20 protein-coding genes and 2 pseudogenes are annotated in these 18,191 nt (G+C 62.2%); 7 read left to right on the plus strand and 15 right to left on the minus strand.

From position 1 onward, the window contains the following. Positions 1–413 precede the first annotated feature (413 nt). The 4 genes from OKW40_RS27190 to OKW40_RS27205 are packed head-to-tail and all read left to right on the plus strand — an operon-like array spanning position 414 to position 4,538. A complete protein-coding gene (locus tag OKW40_RS27190) occupies positions 414–2,759 on the plus strand; it encodes a TonB-dependent receptor (protein WP_429492606.1) in 2,346 nt (781 codons plus the stop codon). A gap of 21 nt (positions 2,760–2,780) precedes the next feature. Next, positions 2,781–3,404, plus strand: a complete 624-nt coding sequence (locus OKW40_RS27195) for a MotA/TolQ/ExbB proton channel family protein (protein WP_090807159.1) — start codon at positions 2,781–2,783, stop codon at positions 3,402–3,404. Beyond that, positions 3,404–3,802: an ExbD/TolR family protein gene (locus tag OKW40_RS27200; RefSeq protein WP_184007118.1), complete on the plus strand. Its 399-nt coding sequence runs from the start codon at positions 3,404–3,406 to the stop codon at positions 3,800–3,802. The genes OKW40_RS27195 and OKW40_RS27200 overlap by 1 nt, the downstream gene beginning before the upstream one ends. A 31-nt stretch (positions 3,803–3,833) precedes the next feature. After that, positions 3,834–4,538, plus strand: coding sequence for an energy transducer TonB (locus OKW40_RS27205; protein ID WP_429492608.1), 705 nt, complete (start codon positions 3,834–3,836; stop codon positions 4,536–4,538). A gap of 7 nt (positions 4,539–4,545) precedes the next feature. On the opposite strand, the gene OKW40_RS27210 is transcribed toward OKW40_RS27205, so the two are convergent. After that, complete coding sequence (locus OKW40_RS27210; RefSeq protein WP_429354190.1) at positions 4,546–6,270, minus strand: tannase/feruloyl esterase family alpha/beta hydrolase; 1,725 nt, start codon at positions 6,268–6,270, stop codon at positions 4,546–4,548. 243 nt (positions 6,271–6,513) lie between these two features. Further along, a pseudogene (locus OKW40_RS27215) lies at positions 6,514–7,478 on the minus strand (GlxA family transcriptional regulator). 110 nt (positions 7,479–7,588) lie between these two features. On the opposite strand from OKW40_RS27215, the gene OKW40_RS27220 reads away from it, so the two are divergent. Then, positions 7,589–7,879 (plus strand): hypothetical protein, encoded by a 291-nt coding sequence (locus OKW40_RS27220; protein WP_184025141.1) that lies wholly within the window; start codon positions 7,589–7,591, stop codon positions 7,877–7,879. 58 nt (positions 7,880–7,937) lie between these two features. On the opposite strand, the gene OKW40_RS27225 is transcribed toward OKW40_RS27220, so the two are convergent. Further along, a complete protein-coding gene (locus OKW40_RS27225) occupies positions 7,938–8,750 on the minus strand; it encodes a DUF4377 domain-containing protein (protein ID WP_311734747.1) in 813 nt (270 codons plus the stop codon). 273 nt (positions 8,751–9,023) lie between these two features. Beyond that, a complete protein-coding gene (locus tag OKW40_RS27230) occupies positions 9,024–9,557 on the minus strand; it encodes a hypothetical protein (protein ID WP_090807165.1) in 534 nt (177 codons plus the stop codon). An 88-nt stretch (positions 9,558–9,645) separates the two neighbouring features. Between OKW40_RS27230 and OKW40_RS27235 the strand changes: the two genes are divergently transcribed. Next, positions 9,646–10,578: a LysR family transcriptional regulator gene (locus tag OKW40_RS27235; protein WP_184063497.1), complete on the plus strand. Its 933-nt coding sequence runs from the start codon at positions 9,646–9,648 to the stop codon at positions 10,576–10,578. Between the two features lie 30 nt (positions 10,579–10,608). Here OKW40_RS27235 and OKW40_RS27240 read toward each other — a convergent pair. The 6 genes and pseudogenes from OKW40_RS27240 to OKW40_RS27265 form a co-directional block, all read right to left on the minus strand. Further along, positions 10,609–10,686, minus strand: a pseudogene (locus OKW40_RS27240) (transposase); the annotation flags it as partial. A gap of 147 nt (positions 10,687–10,833) precedes the next feature. Further along, complete coding sequence (locus OKW40_RS27245) at positions 10,834–11,301, minus strand: universal stress protein (protein WP_184063493.1); 468 nt, start codon at positions 11,299–11,301, stop codon at positions 10,834–10,836. A 181-nt stretch (positions 11,302–11,482) separates the two neighbouring features. Beyond that, complete coding sequence (locus tag OKW40_RS27250; RefSeq protein ID WP_090807171.1) at positions 11,483–11,668, minus strand: hypothetical protein; 186 nt, start codon at positions 11,666–11,668, stop codon at positions 11,483–11,485. A gap of 296 nt (positions 11,669–11,964) precedes the next feature. Beyond that, positions 11,965–12,189 (minus strand): hypothetical protein, encoded by a 225-nt coding sequence (locus OKW40_RS27255; RefSeq protein WP_429492610.1) that lies wholly within the window; start codon positions 12,187–12,189, stop codon positions 11,965–11,967. Between the two features lie 41 nt (positions 12,190–12,230). Beyond that, positions 12,231–12,581: a helix-turn-helix domain-containing protein gene (locus OKW40_RS27260; protein WP_311734746.1), complete on the minus strand. Its 351-nt coding sequence runs from the start codon at positions 12,579–12,581 to the stop codon at positions 12,231–12,233. Positions 12,582–12,603: 22 nt separating this feature from the next. After that, the gene (locus OKW40_RS27265) at positions 12,604–12,831 is read right to left on the minus strand and encodes a hypothetical protein (protein ID WP_260321343.1); all 228 of its coding nucleotides are present in this window, start codon (positions 12,829–12,831) and stop codon (positions 12,604–12,606) included. Positions 12,832–12,893: 62 nt separating this feature from the next. On the opposite strand from OKW40_RS27265, the gene OKW40_RS27270 reads away from it, so the two are divergent. Further along, positions 12,894–13,196 carry a hypothetical protein gene (locus OKW40_RS27270; protein ID WP_429492612.1) on the plus strand — a complete coding sequence of 101 codons (303 nt, stop codon included), beginning with the start codon at positions 12,894–12,896 and terminating at the stop codon, positions 13,194–13,196. Between the two features lie 187 nt (positions 13,197–13,383). Here OKW40_RS27270 and OKW40_RS27275 read toward each other — a convergent pair whose 3' ends face one another. The 5 genes from OKW40_RS27275 to OKW40_RS27295 form a co-directional block, all read right to left on the minus strand. Continuing rightward, positions 13,384–13,740 (minus strand): response regulator, encoded by a 357-nt coding sequence (locus OKW40_RS27275; protein ID WP_429354189.1) that lies wholly within the window; start codon positions 13,738–13,740, stop codon positions 13,384–13,386. A 121-nt stretch (positions 13,741–13,861) separates the two neighbouring features. Continuing rightward, positions 13,862–14,485 (minus strand): response regulator transcription factor, encoded by a 624-nt coding sequence (locus tag OKW40_RS27280; protein WP_184063482.1) that lies wholly within the window; start codon positions 14,483–14,485, stop codon positions 13,862–13,864. Then, positions 14,482–16,485 carry a sensor histidine kinase gene (locus tag OKW40_RS27285; RefSeq protein ID WP_429492614.1) on the minus strand — a complete coding sequence of 668 codons (2,004 nt, stop codon included), beginning with the start codon at positions 16,483–16,485 and terminating at the stop codon, positions 14,482–14,484. Before OKW40_RS27285 ends, OKW40_RS27280 begins: the two co-directional genes overlap by 4 nt. Positions 16,486–16,700: 215 nt before the next feature. After that, complete coding sequence (locus OKW40_RS27290) at positions 16,701–17,468, minus strand: hypothetical protein (RefSeq protein WP_429492616.1); 768 nt, start codon at positions 17,466–17,468, stop codon at positions 16,701–16,703. Positions 17,469–17,559: 91 nt separating this feature from the next. Then, positions 17,560–18,072, minus strand: a complete 513-nt coding sequence (locus tag OKW40_RS27295) for a hypothetical protein (RefSeq protein WP_429492618.1) — start codon at positions 18,070–18,072, stop codon at positions 17,560–17,562. Positions 18,073–18,191 lie beyond the last annotated feature (119 nt).

The raw sequence follows: 18,191 nt of genomic DNA on the forward strand, positions 1-18,191 counted from the left end.
CGAAGTTTATGTGTGCATATGCACTGCGTCAAGTTTTTCGAATGGCAACGGGCAAATGCCTCACCCGTTGCGCTACGAAGGCCTTCATCTTGCGACTTGCCAGCTGTAATTGTTATGTTATAACATGACCAAAAATTGGCGCTCCAGCCCTGCCGTTTTTCACACCGGCCCACTGCGACGTCCAACAAAATCCGTCCGACCTATGAGCGGACAGTCCATGCTCAACGACCACTTATGACCGTCATCGCCATTACCGTTCTCATCGAAAAGTAGGCCTGATCGACGGGCCTGCTATCGCGCGTCGTCAACCTCCAGTTCGCCTGTCCTTCCCCTGCCGGCCAGGGGCGAGGTGGGTGAGCTTTTGCCGAACGCTTCTGTTCATCAACGCATCGTCCTTAGCGCGAGCAACAACAATGAAAAACCGCACACTGACCGCACAGGCGGCGATCGTGTTCTGTACCGCCATCTCGAACGCATGGGGTGCGCCAGGCAACGCCATGTTGACGGGCACGGTCTCCGATCGCGCGGGCCATCCCGTCGCTCACGCGAAAGTGGAGGTACAGGACACGAGCGGCGCCTCCATCGGCGCGTCGAACACGGACACGTCGGGCCACTTCTCGATCGACGGCGTGGCGCCCGGCACGTATGCGGTCGTCGTCACCGCGGCCGGTTTTGCAAGCGGCAGCAGCATCGCGACCGCCCAGTCCGGCGCCCCGGCGAGCGTCAGCGTACAACTGCAAAAGAGCGACACACTCGATGTACAGGTCAACGCACAACGTCTGAACGCTGCCCGCAACGGCTTGCTGCCCGAAACGGGCAGCAGCGTCTATCGCTTCACTCAGGCGGATATCGCCACGATGCCGGCGGGCGCGAACACGCCGCTCAATCAGGTGCTGCTGCAAGCGCCCGGCGTCGCCAACGACTCGTACGGCCAGCTGCACGTGCGCGGCGAGCACGCCAATTTGCAATACCGGATCAACGGCATCATCATTCCGGAGCCGATCAGCGGCTTCGGCCAGTCGCTCGACACGCGCATCATCGATCAAATGAACCTGCTCACTGGCGCCCTGCCCGCGCAGTACGGCTACCGCACGGCCGGTATCGTCGACATCCGCACCAAATCGGGCGACATGGGCAGCGGCGGCTCGATCGACGTATTCGGCGGCAGCCATCAGACCGTCAAAACGAGCGCCGACGTGTTCGGCAGCGAGGGACCGTTCAGCTACTACCTGAGCGGCTCGCTCGGCATGAACAATCTCGGCATCGAGAATCCGACGGCGAGCGCCAGTGCGATTCACGATCACACGCGCCAGGGCAATGCGTTCGGCTATCTGTCGTATCTGCTCAATCCGCTCACGCGTGTGAGTCTGTTGTTCGGCGCGACCAGCAACCAGTTCGAGATTCCGAACACGCCGGGGCTCACGCCGAACTTCGCGCTCAACGGCCACAGCACGTTCGATTCGTCGCAACTAAACGAAACGCAATCGGAGCTGAACAATTTCGCGGCGCTCGCGCTTCAAGGCACCAACGGCGGCGCGCTCGATTACCAGGTCGCCTTCTTTACGCGCTATACGCGCACGAAGTTCAACCCCGATCCGATCGGCGACCTCATGTTCAACGGGGTAGCATCGGAGGACTTCCATAGCAACACAGCCAACGGCGTGCAGGTCGATACGACCTGGCGCATCAACGACAGTCACACGGTTCGCGCGGGCGTCTTCTTCCAGCAGGAACACGCGATATTCGACAATAACGTGTCTGTGTTCCCCGCCGACGCGGACGGCAACCAGCTCTCCGACGTGCCCTTCAACATCCAGGACAGCAGCAGCAAGACCGGCTATCTGTACAGCCTGTACGCCCAGGACGAATGGAAGCTGACCGACCGGCTCACGCTGAACTATGGCTTGCGCTACGACCGCATGGACGAGTACACGAGCGCGAGCCAGTTGAGCCCGCGCGTCGGCCTCGTCTACACGCTCACGTCGTCGACGACGCTGCACGCCGGCTACGCGCGCTACTTCACGCCGCCGCCGTTCGAACTCGTGTCCGGCTCGACGATATCGAAGTTCGACGGCACGACGAATCAGAGTTCGGTAACGCAGAACGATCCTGTACAGCCGGAACGCAGCCACTATTTCGATCTCGGCATCACGCAGAAACTCGGCCCTGCGGTCACGCTCGGACTCGACGCGTACTACAAGAAATCGACCGACCTGCTCGACGAAGGACAGTTCGGCTCCGCGCTGATCTACACGCCGTTCAACTACCAGTACGGCAGAACGTATGGCGTCGAATTCACCGCTAACTACAAACAGGACAATCTCTCCGCGTATCTGAACCTCGCGTATAGCCGCGCGCAAGGCAAGAACATCAACTCCGCGCAGTTCAATTTCGGTGCGGACGAACTGGCGTACATCTCGAACAACTGGGTGTACCTCGATCACGACCAGCGCGTGACCGCATCGTTCGGCGCGGCATACGACTTCCACCAAACCACCTTCACGTTCGACGGAATCGTCGGCTCCGGCCTGCGCAGCGGCTTTGCGAACACCGATCGCCTGCCCGTCTATGCGCAGTTCAACCTCGGCGTAATCCAGCACTTCAACGAGCCGATGATCGGCAAGTTCGACGCGCGTCTGGTGGTGATCAACGCATTCAACCGCGTGTACGAGTTGCGTGACGGCTCGGGCATCGGCGTCGGCGCGCCGCAGTACGGTCCGCATTTCGCGGTTTATGCGGGCGTGACCAAGTACTTCTGATCGACGGCAGGGAGAATCATCATGCAGGAATGGACAGGCTTTATCGCGGCGATGCGCACCGGCGGATGGATCATGTATCCGCTCAGCGTGCTCGGCGTGCTCGCATTGACCATCATCATCGAGCGGGCGTATGTGTTTGCCCGCTTCGCAAGCGCACCGGCGCGTGTTTTGCAACCCACGTCGTCAGCCGATGACAACCGTCTCGACCGCCTCGCCCCGCACCACGCGTTTCGGCGCATGGCCGCACCGTGGCTGTCGGAATCAGACTCGCCGCTGTGGCTGCGCGAGGCGTCGGCGCAATCGATCGCATCGCAGATCGAGCGCGACATGGGCCGCGGTCTGTGGCTACTGGAGACGATCGTCACGGCGGCGCCGCTGCTCGGCTTGCTCGGCACGATCGTCGGGATGATGAAGTCATTCCAGCTGTTCGGCGGCAATGGCCTCGTCGATCCGGGCGGCGTCACGGGCGGGGTGGCGCAGTCGCTGGTGGCGACCGCGATCGGACTCATCGTCGCGGTCTTCGCACTGTTCGCATTCAACTATTTTTCACGGCGGCTCGAGCGTCTGATGGATGAACTCGAACTGTTCGCCAACGCGCGACTCAGCGCGCTGCGCCTGCAACAAGAGGCGCGAGGCGAGCGCTGATGAAACTCAAACGCTCGCGCGCCTCGCGGCGCGGCCGCATCGAAATCATTCCGATGATCGACGTGATGTTTTTTCTGCTCGCGACCTTCATGCTCGCCTCGCTGGCGATGCAACGTCTCGACGCGGTGCGGATCAATCTGCCTTCGGGACGCGCGCAGCCGATCAGCACGAGCGAGCCGCTGACGATATCGGTGAACGGCAACGACGAGGTCTCGGTCAATCGCCACGTCGTTCGCGCGGATCAGATCGAGCCTGAAGTGAAGCGCCTGCTGCGCGCGGACGGCAACGTCGTCATCGCGGCCGACGATCACGCGGGTCACGGCGCGGTCGTGCAGGCCATGCTCGCGGCACGACGTGCGGGCGCCGAACACTTTCTGATCGCCGTGCATCGTGATTAAAGCTTGCCGCGAGCTGTCCGAGGGGCACGCTGTGGGAACGCTGGGTACCGCCGTCGCCTGTCTGATCTCGCTGGGTATCTGGCTTCTGGTGCTGGCGGCGCTCTCGTCCGGGTTGCTGAAGTCGAGTCAGCCAGCCCCACCGCCTGCTCCACTGGATATGCGCGTGGTCGTGCTCGACGAGCCTGCGCCGCCTGAATCCCGTCCGTCGCAAACTCCGGTTGCGGTTCCAGCGGAACAGGCGCCACGGCACGCGCAGACGCAATCGCGTACCTCAGCGCATCGCGCGGTGCCGCCTGTGCCAACCAGGCCGCAGACGCTGACGACGCCCGCTGCGGCAGCGCCGTCGGTACCGGTTGCTAGTCAGGCACAACGCCCGTCGCAAGATGATCAGCCGGAACAAACGGCCGCCGCGGGATCGCAGCAATCGTCCGCACAGCACGACGCCGCTCCAGCCGCCTCGGCAAGCTCCAACACCGCCGCCCGCTCCATCTCGCAACCGCTACCGACGCTGCCCGACGACTTGCGCGAGCAGGCCTATCAGACGATCGCGACAGCCCGCTTCACGATCCACGCCGACGGCTCGGTCGATGTCGAGCTCATTCACGCGACGCCGAACCCCCGTCTCAATCAGTTGCTGCTCGACACGTTGCGGCGCTGGCGCTTTTTTCCCGCGCTGCGCGATGGCCGGCCCGTCGAAAGCACGCAAAACATCCGCGTGCATTTCAACGTCAGTTGAACAGCGCCTACTGGCTTGCGCAGGTGAAATTCGCCGCGACGTTCACGTCGCCCGAGCCGTTATAGCGCGGAAAGGTCGGATATTGGCACAGCGGCCGTGTGCGTCCGGGCACGCCCGCCGTATCGGCGACGATCTGCGCGGGCGGCACCACGCCGTTTTCGACCCAGTTTTCGAGCGTCGTCAGCGAATCCCACGAGGCGTTGAACACGGTGCTGAGCGCATGGCCATAGCCGGGAATCTCGTAGAAGCGCACGAAGTTCGCCACGGTGGACACGCCCATCGTCGCTTGCAGACGCTGATAGTACTGCTCGGTCGAACGCGTGCTGACGAGCGCGTCGGCCATGCCGTGCGCCATCAGGATCTTGCCGCCCTTCGCATTGAAGGCCGACAGATCCGTCTTGTTGACGTCCTGCAGGCCCGTCAGCTGACTGATGCGCGCCTGCAGACTGCCCGGATTCTGCGGATCGACGGCGAGCGAGTTGTAGTTCGGGTCGCGCGTGACGAAGTAGCGGATCCACTGGTCCCAGAACACGCTCAGATACGGCGCGGTCGTAGGCATCGGCGATGCGGGCTGTGACATGCCGAGCGCGAGCGTGGTCACTGTCGGCTGCAACGCCGAAGGATTCGCGATGCCGAGATCGGCGCCGTACACGTTGAAGCCCGGATACTGCGTCTCGCCGCTCGCGAGGGTGTAGCCGAACGTGATCGGCGTGTTGTACACGTTTAGCGCCGCGATCTGCGCGTCGGACAGACAGGTGTCGCCGGTATCGGCGCCGCCCGCGCAACGCAGCGGCGCGCCGTTCAGCGTCGCCGTCGCGGGATTGAAGGTCGCGTTGCACGCGGCGACATTGCTGATCAGACCGTCGGCAACGCCGTCGAGCGCGTCGCAACTCGCGAGCACCGTGTCGAGCAGCACCTTGCGCTTCGCCTGGTCGAGATAGGCACCCGGCGCCGCCAGTGCGCGCGTGATGCGGCCGAACTGCAGATCGAGGCTCGCGGCCGCCCATGCCGGATACAGCACGATCGAGCCGTCCCAATCCTGCGGCCAGCGTTGCACCACCGCCAGCGCCTCGCGTCCGCCCGACGAGCCGCCCGCGAAATACGCCCGCTTCGGCGCCTTCACCGCGTAGCGCGCGTCGATCAGATAGACGGCCGCGTCGCGGGTTTTCTTCAGTGCGTCGCCGTTGAAGTTCTGCATCGCTTCGTCGTTCACGCCGAACGACGCGTCCTCGCTGCCGAGCGCATTGGCCTCGTGTCCCGAGTCACTCGCGAACACCGCGTAGCCGCGGCCAAGCGGAGTCAGTTGCGCGGTCGGGCCGGCCGGCACGTTGCCTGTCGGCGCGGGAATCGTGCCGTCGTAGCCGCCGCCGCCGAACATCATGATCTTGCTGTTCCAGTTGGTCGGCATCGCGATCTGGAATTTGATTTGCGGCGCCGCGGGATCGACGGGACTGATCGCGCCGCTGACGAGGCAATACTCGCCGGTCGCTTGCGCGCCCGAGCCGGACGCGGGCATCACGGTCGCCGCGGTCACAGTCGCGCCGGTGGTCGGCAAACCGATTGCTGACGCCGGCACGTTCTTGCCGGTCAACTGCGCGCAGCCAAGCGGCGCGGCGGCGGTCGACTGAATGTTGTCACTGCCCCCACAGCCGCTCAACGATAGAACCGCGAGCAATGACGCGACGGAAATGACCGGAACAAAAGAGAAGGATGACGGAACGGCGCGCTGCATGGGCATGACTGTCTCCATCTTGGTTTAGAGACGCGGTCGCACGAGTCGGCTTCATCTCGCACGCCGTGTCTGCGCTGGGGGATGTGAGGCGCGAAGGTATACGGCAATGCGGTGCATAGCAAGCGGCGTGCCGCGAGCCGCCGGCGGGCCACGCATGCATTGCAGCCAGGCGTCGGTTGCGATCCGGAAAGCGCGTAAGAGTCGACTTTGCAATCGGCTTCACTGCCGCGCTCGCTATAGCCTTCAACGCAGATCCGCACGAAGATCGCGCACGCCTTTGCCGAGCCGTTGGCGCAACAGCGTGCGCAACGTGGCACCGTCGACATAGCCGACCTCGGCCGCAATCGCGTCGATGCCGAGGCCGCTGCCATGCAGCAGCGACTGCGCATACTCGACACGCAGGTCCTGAAAGTAAGCCAATGGCGATTTGCCGAGCACGTCCTGGCAACGACGCTGCAGCGTACGCGCGCTCGTCGCCAGTGCGGCCGCAGCATGCTGCAGCGAGAACCCTTCCTTCAGATGATCGCGCGCCCATCGCTCGAAACGCTGAATCAGCGGATCGGCCTGAGCCAGATGGTTCGGGATGATGTACGGCGCCTGCGATGAGCGCAGGTCGGCGAGCAGGTAGCGCGACACGAGCGTAGCCAGCTCGGGGCTCGCGCGGCGGATCAACCACAGCGCGAGATCGAGATGCCCCATCGCCGCGCCCGCAGTCACACCGACGTCCGATGGCACCAGCATGCGCGACTCGTCGAGCAACACGGCCGGATAGCGTTGCCGGAACAATGGACCCAGCCACCAGGTCGTGGTCGCTTCGCGATGATCGAGGAGTCCGGTTTCCGCGACGAGGAACGTGCCGATGCACGACGCGGCGATCAACGCGCCCTGTGCATGCCATGCCAGCATCTGCGCCTGGCGTCGCGCACGTCCGGCCGCTCGAACGCGGGTACCAGCTGCTCCGGCGTACCGGTACTGAGCGCGGGAATGATCACCCAGTCCGGCTTCAGGTCCGCGGTGATCGCTTGCACGGGGATGGTCAGCCCCTGCCCTGAGCGAACCTTCTTGCGCACGCCGACGACCGACAGTTCGAAGTGCGGCCGCCCGCCCATCTTCGCGGCCGCGAACCGGTTGGCGAGCGAGAACGCGTCGAGCATGACGGTGAGACCGGTGTCGAACAGCCCCTGCAAGGCGAGCACGGCGATGCGCATGGCGTAAATGACCCTAAAGTTGTCATTTGCGACGATACAGCTTTTCCCGGCCGAGGGCTACAGTGAGCCCCGTTGTACATCGCAACCAACGTCGACCCAGGAGGTCACTGATGAAAGTTTTCGCCATCGCAACCGCACAACCGACCCTCACCCCGGACAAGCTCCAGCAGCACATGCCCCACGAGGTGCCGGCCACGCTCCAGCTTTATCTCGACGGCAAGGTCGAGCAGTTCTGGTTCCGCGACAAGGCCGGACCGATTTTCCTGATGAACGTCGGGTCGGTCGACGAGGCCAAGGCAATACTCAACGCGTTGCCGCTCGTGGCTGACGGGCTGATGAAGTATGAATACCTGCCGGTGGGACCGCTCGCGCCGCTGGGGCGGCTGATTCAGAAGGGGTGAAGTCACGCTGGTGGGGAGCCGTGCCGCCAATGTGCCTGGCGGCACGTTTGAAGAAGCATTACTGCCCGACCTTCTCCGATTCGACGACCAGGTCGAGCACATAAGCGACCGACGGCCCATCGGCAGGCGGGTTCCTGACTGTGAAACGCTTCACGCGCACGACGTTACGGATGCCCGGCGTGTGCGTATAGCCTTCGATATCCTGATTCAACGGGTGCCACGGACCAGGCGTGCCGGTCGCCAGGCCCTGCTCGTCGAAGAAGCGATCGCGCACGAGCAGACATTGCGCGTTCGGCATCAACGGATGGTTGCACGGCACGGACTGCGCCGCCACTTCAAGGAACGCTATTTGACCGGGGCCGCCGTAGCGCATCTCGGCCGTGGGCACACCGGTAAAGCTCAGCGTGTCGCCGCTATCGGTGACCAGTTGCAGGCTCGGCGCGTTGTCCCGCGCGAGCAGGGTCACGTTGACGCTGCCGCGCACACGCTGCGAGATCGCATCGTCGAGTGCGGCAAGCGCGGCATCGTGGCAGGCCATCATCGTGCTGACCATCGGGCCGATCTGCAAATACCCTTTCCTGACGGTGTAACCCGCTCCCATGCTGTTGCAGCTATTGACGACGGTGATCCGGTACGGACTGAAGTCGAGCTGCACTGGCCTGTCTGGGCGGACGAACAGGGCATCGATGTGCGTGCCATTGCGATCGATCGCGTTGTTCAGTTGCCAGTGGTATCGGGTCAACAGATCGGTGCCGGTCGGCGACGCCGGGTTGGCGGCCGCCGTGGTTGCCGATGGTGCCGGCGCTGTCACTTCCGGTGCCTGTGCGCAGGCGGCGAGAACGAGCGGCAGAAATAGCATGCAGTATTTCACGTCGGCACCTCGCTGAGTTCAGTGGTCGTTCCGGGCGTTTGCTCGCGTCGTCGGGCCAAGGGACGCGAGAATCAGCTCGCATGCACGAAAGCCGGAAGTGCCAGTGAAGGGTACCACCCGGCCGCATCAGGCCGGGTTTGCGCACCTGCTTCGTTCAGGCCGCGAGCATCGACTCGACGACCGACAGCATAACGCAGGTGGAAGGCGTAAAAACGTCGCTCGATGCTGATCGGATTCCTCGTTACGTGGCCGAACTGCGCCCAGTGCAGCAGGCTACGCCTGGGAGATGTCACGGCCGACGGAAGGACGGGCGTGACGCCGCTTCAGCCGAGGGCGCAACATCAGATAGAAGGCGGCAACATGCGTGATCGCCAGCGTCGGCACATAGATGATCGGAATCGCGTACAAGGCGCCCAGCTCGCCTGCATGCGCGGGCAGATCGGCCGCGGTTGCGTGGTAGTAGTCGATGATCAGGTCGGCCATACCAACAAGATTGAAAGCGACGACGAACGACCAGAAAAGCGGACGTATCCGGGCCGTCAGCAACGCCAGCATCGCCAGCACCCCCGTGGCGAAATCCCCATAGGCGGCGAACACGGCGAAGCTCGCGGACAGTTGCGGACTGACGACACCAGGCAACAGAAAGGCGAGCCCGAAGAAGCGGAAGCTGTGCAACGTGGCGATCGCGCGTTGCGCGTCGAATGGAGCCATCGACTTGAGCTTCGGCCACACGTAGGTGCCGAAGCACAGCAGCCAGGCGAGATAGCCCAAAACGAGGTGCAACTGGAACAGAAGCCGCGATGACATGGTGCCTCCTTGTCAAGTGTTGGATGCGCAGGTGTTAGGTGTACCATCGTCTCGCGCGGGTGACTATTCCTCACAATGTTGACAGGCTATGAAGCAGAACTTCACAGTCAGGCAGGGCGCGCTCGACGGCGTCGAAGTCTTCCTCAGCGTTGCCGAGCATCGCAGTTTTCGCGGGGCCGCCGCGCAACTGGGCGTGACGCCGTCGGCCGTCAGTCAGGCGGTGCGTGTGCTCGAAGTCCGCCTCGGTGCGACGCTCTTCATCCGCACCACGCGCAGCGTCGGCTTGACCGAAGCCGGCGAGCGCTTTCTCGCTCGGGCCAAGCCCGCCTTCGAGGAACTCGTCGCCGCCAGCGAGGTGGCGCGCGGACTCGGCGAGCGACCGTCCGGCCTGTTGCGTCTTTCCGTGCCGCGTGCAGTCGTGCCGATCCTGCTGGAGCCGCTGATCGCGTCATTCTGCAAGGCCAATCCCGAGGTCGAGGTGGAGATAGCGGCCAGCAAGGAGCTGATCGATCTCGCGACGGAAGGCTTCGACGCCGGCATCCGGCTCGGTCAGTTCGTCGCCGCCGACATGGTCGCGGTGCCGCTCACGGCACCGTTCCGTTTTGTCGTCGTGGGAAGTCCCGCCTATTTCGCGGCGCGCGGCCGCCCCGAGCAAATGGACGATCTGCGCGAGCATGCATGCATTCGCTGGCGGCGCTCCAGCGGCGCGCTCGCGTTGTGGTCGTTCAACGACAACGGCCAGCCGATCGAGATCGCCGTCTCCGGTCCTTTCATCGCCAGCGATTTTCCGAGCGTGCTGGGCGCGGCGATCGAAGGCGTTGGCCTTGCCCAGCTACCCGAGCCGATGGCCGCCGAGGGGTTGCGAACGGGAAAGCTGGTGGACGTTCTGAAGGCGTACGCGCCGATGGTCCCGGGTGTGTTTCTCTACTATCCGAGCCGCCGCCAGATCATGCCGAAGCTGCGTGCGTTCATCGATCATGTCAAGAGCCGCGCGACGCGCTCGATGCCTGGCGACAGTTGACGAAGTTGATGATGTCGTCGAGGAAGCTCAAAGGTCTTCGCATAGCCGTCGCTCGGACCGGACACCGAAGCAGTAACCCACGATCAGCATGCGAATCATGAGCTCCGGCGTTTCGGCAGCGAGCTGATAGGCGCGGCCATGCGAGCTTTTGTTCGTCAACGCAAGCGTTCCAGCGTCTCTACGCTCAAGCCGCTTCCAGCTTGCGAGATCGGTCGCGTTTGTCCTGAGCCCATCATCTGCAGCAGTTTGCGGATTTTATGCCGATGGTGCTTCGCTCTCATGCCGCGATTTTTTCATCGTCGCCGGATCGCGCACGATGGTGACCGCGCACGGCGCGTAGGCGAGCACCTGGCGGGCGACCGAACCGATCAGCCAGCGATCGAACGGCGTATGTCCGCGATGCCCCACCACGAGATGGTCGATAGCATGCCGCTCCGCGTAAAGCACGATCTCCTTTGCCGGCGGGCCGACCACGAGATCGAACTCCACGGCCCCGATCGAAGCGGCGAGCTTCGCCTTGATGTCGTCGAGGATCGCGGTGGCATGGCGCACTTCCAGATCGATCAGATTTTTTCGCTCAACTTCTATCGCACCCCAGTCCGGCGTGCGCGCGACGACGAGCACATGCAAGCGCGCGTCGAAACGCTTCGCGAGATCGACCGCGAAAGCAACGGCATATTGCGCGGACGCCGACCCGTCATAACCTACCAGCACGTTCTGCATGATCTGCTCCTGTGCGATTCAAACTGGGCCGTGACTTTGTTGGACGAAATGCATCGAGCCATTTGCGTGAACCGCGAGCGCTCCCCGACTTCACGGCGTCGGCGCGAAAGCATGCGCGAACCACTCGCGAACCCGCCGCGTGGATTGTCATGCGGACGACGTCGGCACCTGCGGTGTTGAATCAGTTGTCGTCGCTTCTGGACGGGAGGTGCTCGTGAGGCTCGGGCTCTGCCGCGTCGGCGTTAGGAAGGTCGTCTGGGGCCGGATTTTTCAGGCCCTTCGGATCGGGCTGGCGAGTCTTGCCGGCGGAAGTTTTCGCGGGGTCGAGAGAGGTGCCGGTCGGCTCAGCGGATGGATTGGAGGTCATGATGTGCTCCTGCGCTGATGAATACAGCTTCTACCATGATAGTTCACCTGGCCGATTTGAGTCATACGCGCTGTCACGCCAGCACTACTGTCACGCCCGCCCGCTGTTTCTAGCCACGCTAACCACAGGATCGCCCCGCGCGCCTTTTGTTGCCGCTGGCGGTGCACGCAAGCGGGCCTACCGAGGAAAATTCCGCGTTCCGAACCACACCGAAAAAAGCACAGGAAGAAACGCCCGCCGGCCCACGTGAGGACGCGGGCGGGAGTCGTAGGTTGATGGAATCATTGCACATAGCCTTACTGCGGGCCGGCGCCTTGCTTGAAAGCATCACACGGCAACTGCCAGTCAATGGGCAACGTCGGGATCGACTCGGGGTAGTCCGATGACAGTGCCAAATGGGCCACCGTCTCGTCGTACTCGTCAGCCTTACCCTCGTTGGCCAACTGATGCACCGTCGTCCGGCACACGCGCCCGATGATTGGCGTAGTTCGGCCCCAGTTCCAGCCGTTCGACACGGGCATTCAAAATCGTTTAAAACATAGTCAGACATGACTCTTTCTCATCACTCACCCTGACGGGTGCTCTTGCGATAGTCAAAAGGACTACTGCCGGTCCAATGTTTAAATGCGCGGCAGAAACCGGTGGCGTCGGAAAAGCCAAGATCGAACGCCGGCACTGCCACGCTCGTGTTCGAGTTTGTCAGCCGATGGACAGCGATATCCCTTCGCAGTCCGTCTTTCACGAGCTGGAAGACTGGACATTCAGCGCATTTCATCACGGTTCCATCGTGGCTAAAACGCGCGACTATCTTGAACAGAATATTGCGCAGCCGGTAACCATACAGGATCTTGCGCAGGCATTGCACACATCTGTACGCACGCTCAACCGTAGATTCGCAGAGGAAGGAACGCACCCGAGTGCCCCCGCGCACCAGACTAGCGATAGTTGACGAAGTCGATCAGGTCATTGAGGAACCAGGGCAGAATAAGTTGCGTGTCGGAATAGCTGGTGCCGACAGTGAGTCTCGGTGGTCTTGACGTGGAGTCAGCGGACGGTGCGGCGTCTGGAACATGCAGGATGTAGGCGTTCGTATCGACCGCCGGCTGATTGTTCGCCGGAGTCGATGTGCAGCCGGTAGCGAGAACGACGAGAACTGCTGCCAAGCAACGAGACTTCATGAGCGGGTGAACTCCGGCGACGTTTTCTACATTATGGCTGAACTGACTTGAATACCGGCAACGAACTGAACCCCATCGCAAAGTCAACACCGTTACGCCCAGTGTCGTCCGATGTGCGCCCGCCGCCGACGATCGTCCCAGGGCTGGTGGCCGAACAGATGTACCCGGACGAGCTACACAATGGACCGAACCGCCTGAGTGCGCGACTAGGGCTCGCGCAGGTGGTCGGAAGAAAACAGAAGCACGCACTCGAACAGCGTTATGGTTTTCGCCGCCTTGATGTAATCACCCGGTGGGAGCAGCAATCGCAGGGCTTATCTGGACCGCAGAGCCACGGCGAAGGAACGTGATGGCCGGATTGCCGGCGCGAATTCGCTAGACTGACGCGGATGTCGCCGGCCGGCCAATTTGAGACGATCGCCCGGCAGCCCTGAATGTCCGCTTGCAAGTTTGCTACGGCCCGACGCGATACCACATCGAACGTCACGTCGCGCAAATTTCTCAAAGCTGGTCAGCCGGCATATCCGGAGTGCGATGTCACGGAGCCGGACCGCCGCCTGGTGCCACCCGCGAAATCGCGTCGAGAAGATCTTTGGCTACAAACGGCTTGATCAGCAATTCCTGGCCGCCAGCGCACGCGACGGCGCTGCGCGTTTCCGGATTGTCGTGCGAGGTGATGAACACGGCTGGAGGACGACGATAACCGAGCTGCTCGTAGAATCGGGGCCCTGAAATACCGGGCAGTTGAACGTCCAGCACAAGGCAGTATGGTACGCGCATGCAGTTCGCGTGGGAGTATGCCTCAGCGCTGCCGAACAACAGGATGTCGAAGCCCGACACGCGCAACAGGCGCTGCAATGCCCGACCCATGCCGGCGTCGTCTTCGACGATCACGATCAACTCTCTGGTATGGTTCATTGCCCGCCAAGGTCTCATGCCTCAAGTTTCGTGTGAGCCAAGGTCCGGCGCTATCAGGGCATGGGGCAATCCGGTTGCCCTTTGGGGCAAGCCGGGTTCAGGTCGAGGCGTGTGCGCGAACAATTGGCTCAGCCAGTATCACCAGATCGGCGAACGAATTGGCGTGCAGCTTGCGCATGAGGTCGGCCCGGCACGATTTGATGGTTCGTTCGCTCACAGCCAGTTCCGCGGCGATCTGCTTGTTAAGGCGACCAGCGACAATGCCGCGCAGTACCACAAGCTCGCGCGCGTTCAGATGGTGTGCGTCGGCCAGTTTGCCTGGCTCGGCCGGAGAAGGAACAACGACTGCGGCCGCGAGCGCATTGTCTATCGCGGCGAAGAGAGTCTGCGCCTCGATTGGCTTGACGAGGAAGTCGCATGCACCTGCCTTGATCGCCATCACCGTTCTGGGAATATCACGGTGCGCGCTGATGAAGACGATGGGCATCTGCCTGCCCAGCCGTTGCAGCGCGTGCTGCAAGTCGAGGCCGCCCGGGCCGGGCAGCTCCAGGTCCAGCAGCAGGCAGCCTCGCGACGGGTCAAAGTCTGCGACGAGAAATTCCCCGGCGCTCGGATAGCCCTTTACTGTATATCCTGCCTGAGTCAGTAGTCGCGTCAAGGCGGTGCGCATGGCGGGATCATCGTCAACGACATGGATGACCGTTGCGGCGTGATCAATCACGGTTGTCCCCCTTGCGGCATCGGCCGAGCCTTCAAGGCGGCCTTTTCAGTGGATGTATCGAACTCTGCCCGAACCGGCGAGAGCGTGTGTCCCGCGACGGACGGCAGCCACACGGTGAAAACACTACCGCCGCCGTCTCGAGGCGCGCCCCAGACCCGTCCACCGTGCGTTGAGACGATAGTGCGCACAATCGAAAGTCCAAGTCCCATGCCCTGCGGTTTGGTCGTGAACAGCGAGTCAAAGAGCCGTTCTGTGGCATCTGCCGGAATGCCGTGCCCACGGTCGGCGACGATCAGCTCGTAGCCTGTTCCCGCCACCCGGGTCGAGATGGAGACAATGCGCTCCGCGACGGGCGTCTCCTCCATCGCGTCCATTGCATTAATGACGAGATTGACCAGTACCTGCTGAAGTTGCACGCGGTCGCCTAGCACGCAGGCGTCTTGCGCCGCTAGATTCGACTCGACGGCGATGCGTCTGCGTCGCGCTTCGAGACCGAGCAAGGCCAGCCCTTCGTCGAACGCCGAATTGAGGTCGAGTGGGACCAGGTCGAGTGTATGCTTTTGCAGGAGCGCCCGAAGTCGCTGCACCACCTGGTTTGCGCGAAGCGCGTCCCGACGTATGTCCGCAAGGATAGAGTGAAGTTCGTCCTCCTCGGGCTCGTCTTCGAGCATCATGCCGGCCGCGTCCGCATTGCTGAGAATCGCGCCAAGCGGCTGGCCGATTTCATGTGCGACAGACGCGCTCAGTTCACCCGCTGAAGCGAGCCGTGCCGCGCGAGCCAGTTCGTCGGATCGCAGCGTTGCTTCATCCTCGGCGATGCGGCGGCGCTTGCGCTGCCAGAGCAAAGCCGCAATGGTCAGCGCCTGCAGCAAAACAACTGCAGCCGCGCCGAGCACGATTACCCGGTACTCCCGCCAGAGCGAAGGGCGCACGTTGATCAACTCACAACCATCGGGCAGTCCGGTCGCGTGTAGCCCGAATCTCTCGATCATCCCGAGGTCCGCAATGCAGTGAGACATGCTGGCCGATGAGACGGCACCATGGCGGGGCGCCTTGCCGAGCAGAATCGATGCGGCGAGCGCACCGGTATTACGGCCGTTGGCCTCGAAGCTGACTACCGAACCCGCCATCATCCCGTGACCGATATAGGTGGGATACCAGCCATATATCGGGGCGCCAGAGACCTTTGCCATCGGCTCGACGACCTCGTAGGGAAAAAAGGTCCGACCGGTGCGATCGCGATACATCGTCGTATAGAGGACGGCCGCGTTACGGTCGAGCGCGGCAAGGCGCTGCTGCAGTTCGGGGACGGCCAGGCCGCTCCACACATCGACGGTCCACTGGCGTGACATGCGCGCACGCGCCGTATCGGCAGCGCGCTGCGCGAACCGGAGGTCCAGTTTCGCCGAGCCGGACACTATGACGAGACGCCGTGCGCCCGGTTGAAGAGTCTCCGCTAGCGCGAGAGTCCCATCGACATCGAAATCCGTCGGCACGTAGGCGAAGGCCGCAGGAATGTCTTTTTTCCGGCTTTCCGCGACACTGGAGATCACGACCGGTACGCCCGGCCAGATCTCGTCGTGGTAGCGCTTCGTAAAGTCGAGTGCAAAGTCTGCTAACCCGATCACTACGTCGACCTGTTTATGTTCGTATTTCCTCTTCAGAAGCGCCAGAAAGCTCGGCATCAATTCGGCGTTGTCGAATCGTAAATCGTCAAGTGAGTCTGTGTAAAACTCCACACCGCCCGGAGCGGCAGCGGCAATCGAATGGCGTATCGCGCGAATCTGCTCCTGGGCCGCCGGCTGGGTGGGGTCCGCGCCTGGCAGAATGACCACCCGCCAGGTGTGTTCCGCATTAGCGCACGTGCAGAAACCGAGCATGACCAGAAACACCCAACGCATAATGCGAGCCTGCGCGAAGGCTCGCCGCGCGCGGGCTGCCGCAACGATCGTCCGCGCGCGGGCTGCCGCAACGATCGTCGGGGCGCTTTCCTCTTTCATGGCTCTGACAGGACTTGTGCGTCATGCTAACTATGCCAGAGCCTTTTACCATCCGAACAGCTTTTATCAGTTGATTGTCCGCTAAGGACTACTGTTTCTTTGATATGCAAAGCAGATCATCTATTCGCAGACCGCATAAATCCACATACGCTGTTGACATCGCAGTGCAGCATTCGCGCGATAGGCTATATAGTCCGACGAAGTGGCCGACGTCATCACGGCTTGTGCAAAGATTGCGCGCTGCTAATCAGGTTTTGCGGGATCACACGGATGATGCCGTTGCGAGGGCTATCGATGTCCGCAATCAGCATGAACGAGAGCGACACGGTCAGCGGCATGATCAGCAAGAAGCGGTTTTTGCCGGTCGAATTCTTCACTCCGTAACCCACCAGCACATTGGCGAACACGCCAATCAGCAGCATCATGATCCAGGCGGCCACGGGAATCCGGTTGAGCCATGCCGCCTGTGTGTAACCTTGCGTGTTGATCACGTCGTTCATGCCCGCCACCGCGAGGGCAACCACCGGGCTGGGCTGCGTAACAGCGCCGCTTCTGGCCGAAGACCACAACCGGCGTTGCAGATCCGCAGTGGCTGCATCGATCTGCGCGACGCGCTGCGCGTCGCGAGTCTGGTAGTACTCGATTCGCAGGTCGAGATACTGGGCGAGGTCCGCGCGGATTGCGGCGGCTGCACTCTGCGGCAAAAGATCCGCGCGGATAAATTCCGTCCCGATGGCGTTGGCTTCCTCCTCTTCGTAATTCTTTCGCTGGTCGTAGCGGCCTACCGCCATGGACAGACTGAAACCGATGACCAGCGCTAGCAGCGTCAGCGTGGCGGACTGCACAATCCTGAAGTCGTCGAGCGAGTCTTCGTCGAGCGTAATTCTCCTACGTAGGACCGAGTTTCCGAACTGGGCGGCCAGCGCCATCAGTGCGAAGGAAGCGACCAGCAGAATGAGGGGATGTCTGATGAGTTGCTGCATGCATTGCTCCCGGTGAATCCACTCGCCCGGCGCGTCGCAGCCACGATGCGAGATTGCGGTACTTTATTAGGCATCACTCAGTAGCGTCCAGCTATTCAGGAGGTGCAGGGAGGGGGCCAAAGAAAATGGTCTTGAGCCCGTGGTGGCCGATCACTCGCGCCAGTTCGCCGATCGCGCAGTACATAAGAATCAGTGTCACAAGCAGAATCTGGATTGCCCAGAAACGCGCCCAGCTTATATCGGCCATCAGCGCACGATTGGCGACTACCAGGTTCGGGGCTTCCTTCCAGTACTCATATAGTCGTTCCAGATAGTGGACGATGAGCGCGACGATCGCATAAATCAAGGTCTTCCACGACACATTCCAGATTAGCGGCTTATCGGGGAAACGGTTGATAAACGGCAGCATATCGGCGACGAGAACCGATTTCCCGAGTATGAGCGAGGCGATCAGCACGGACGTCGTCGTGGGAATCGACAAGCCGGTGCCTTTTACCATCAGGCTGCGAATCAGCGACACAACATGGAGAATAAAAAAGAAGAACAGAGTCGGCGGCATCGCCTTCATGATTTCGTGCTTGATTTTGCCGGGCAGCGTGCTCACGATCCGATCCTCTCTTCCACAGGCGGCTATCGATGGGAAGCCCGCCAGCGGCGGACGAGCGTCGTCATAACAGGTGAATGTCAGTTACCGTCCCGGCCGGGGACGCCGATGACGTATCG

It is taken from the genome of Paraburkholderia sp. RAU6.4a (assembly GCF_050435625.1).
GTDB lineage: Bacteria > Pseudomonadota > Gammaproteobacteria > Burkholderiales > Burkholderiaceae > Paraburkholderia > Paraburkholderia tuberum.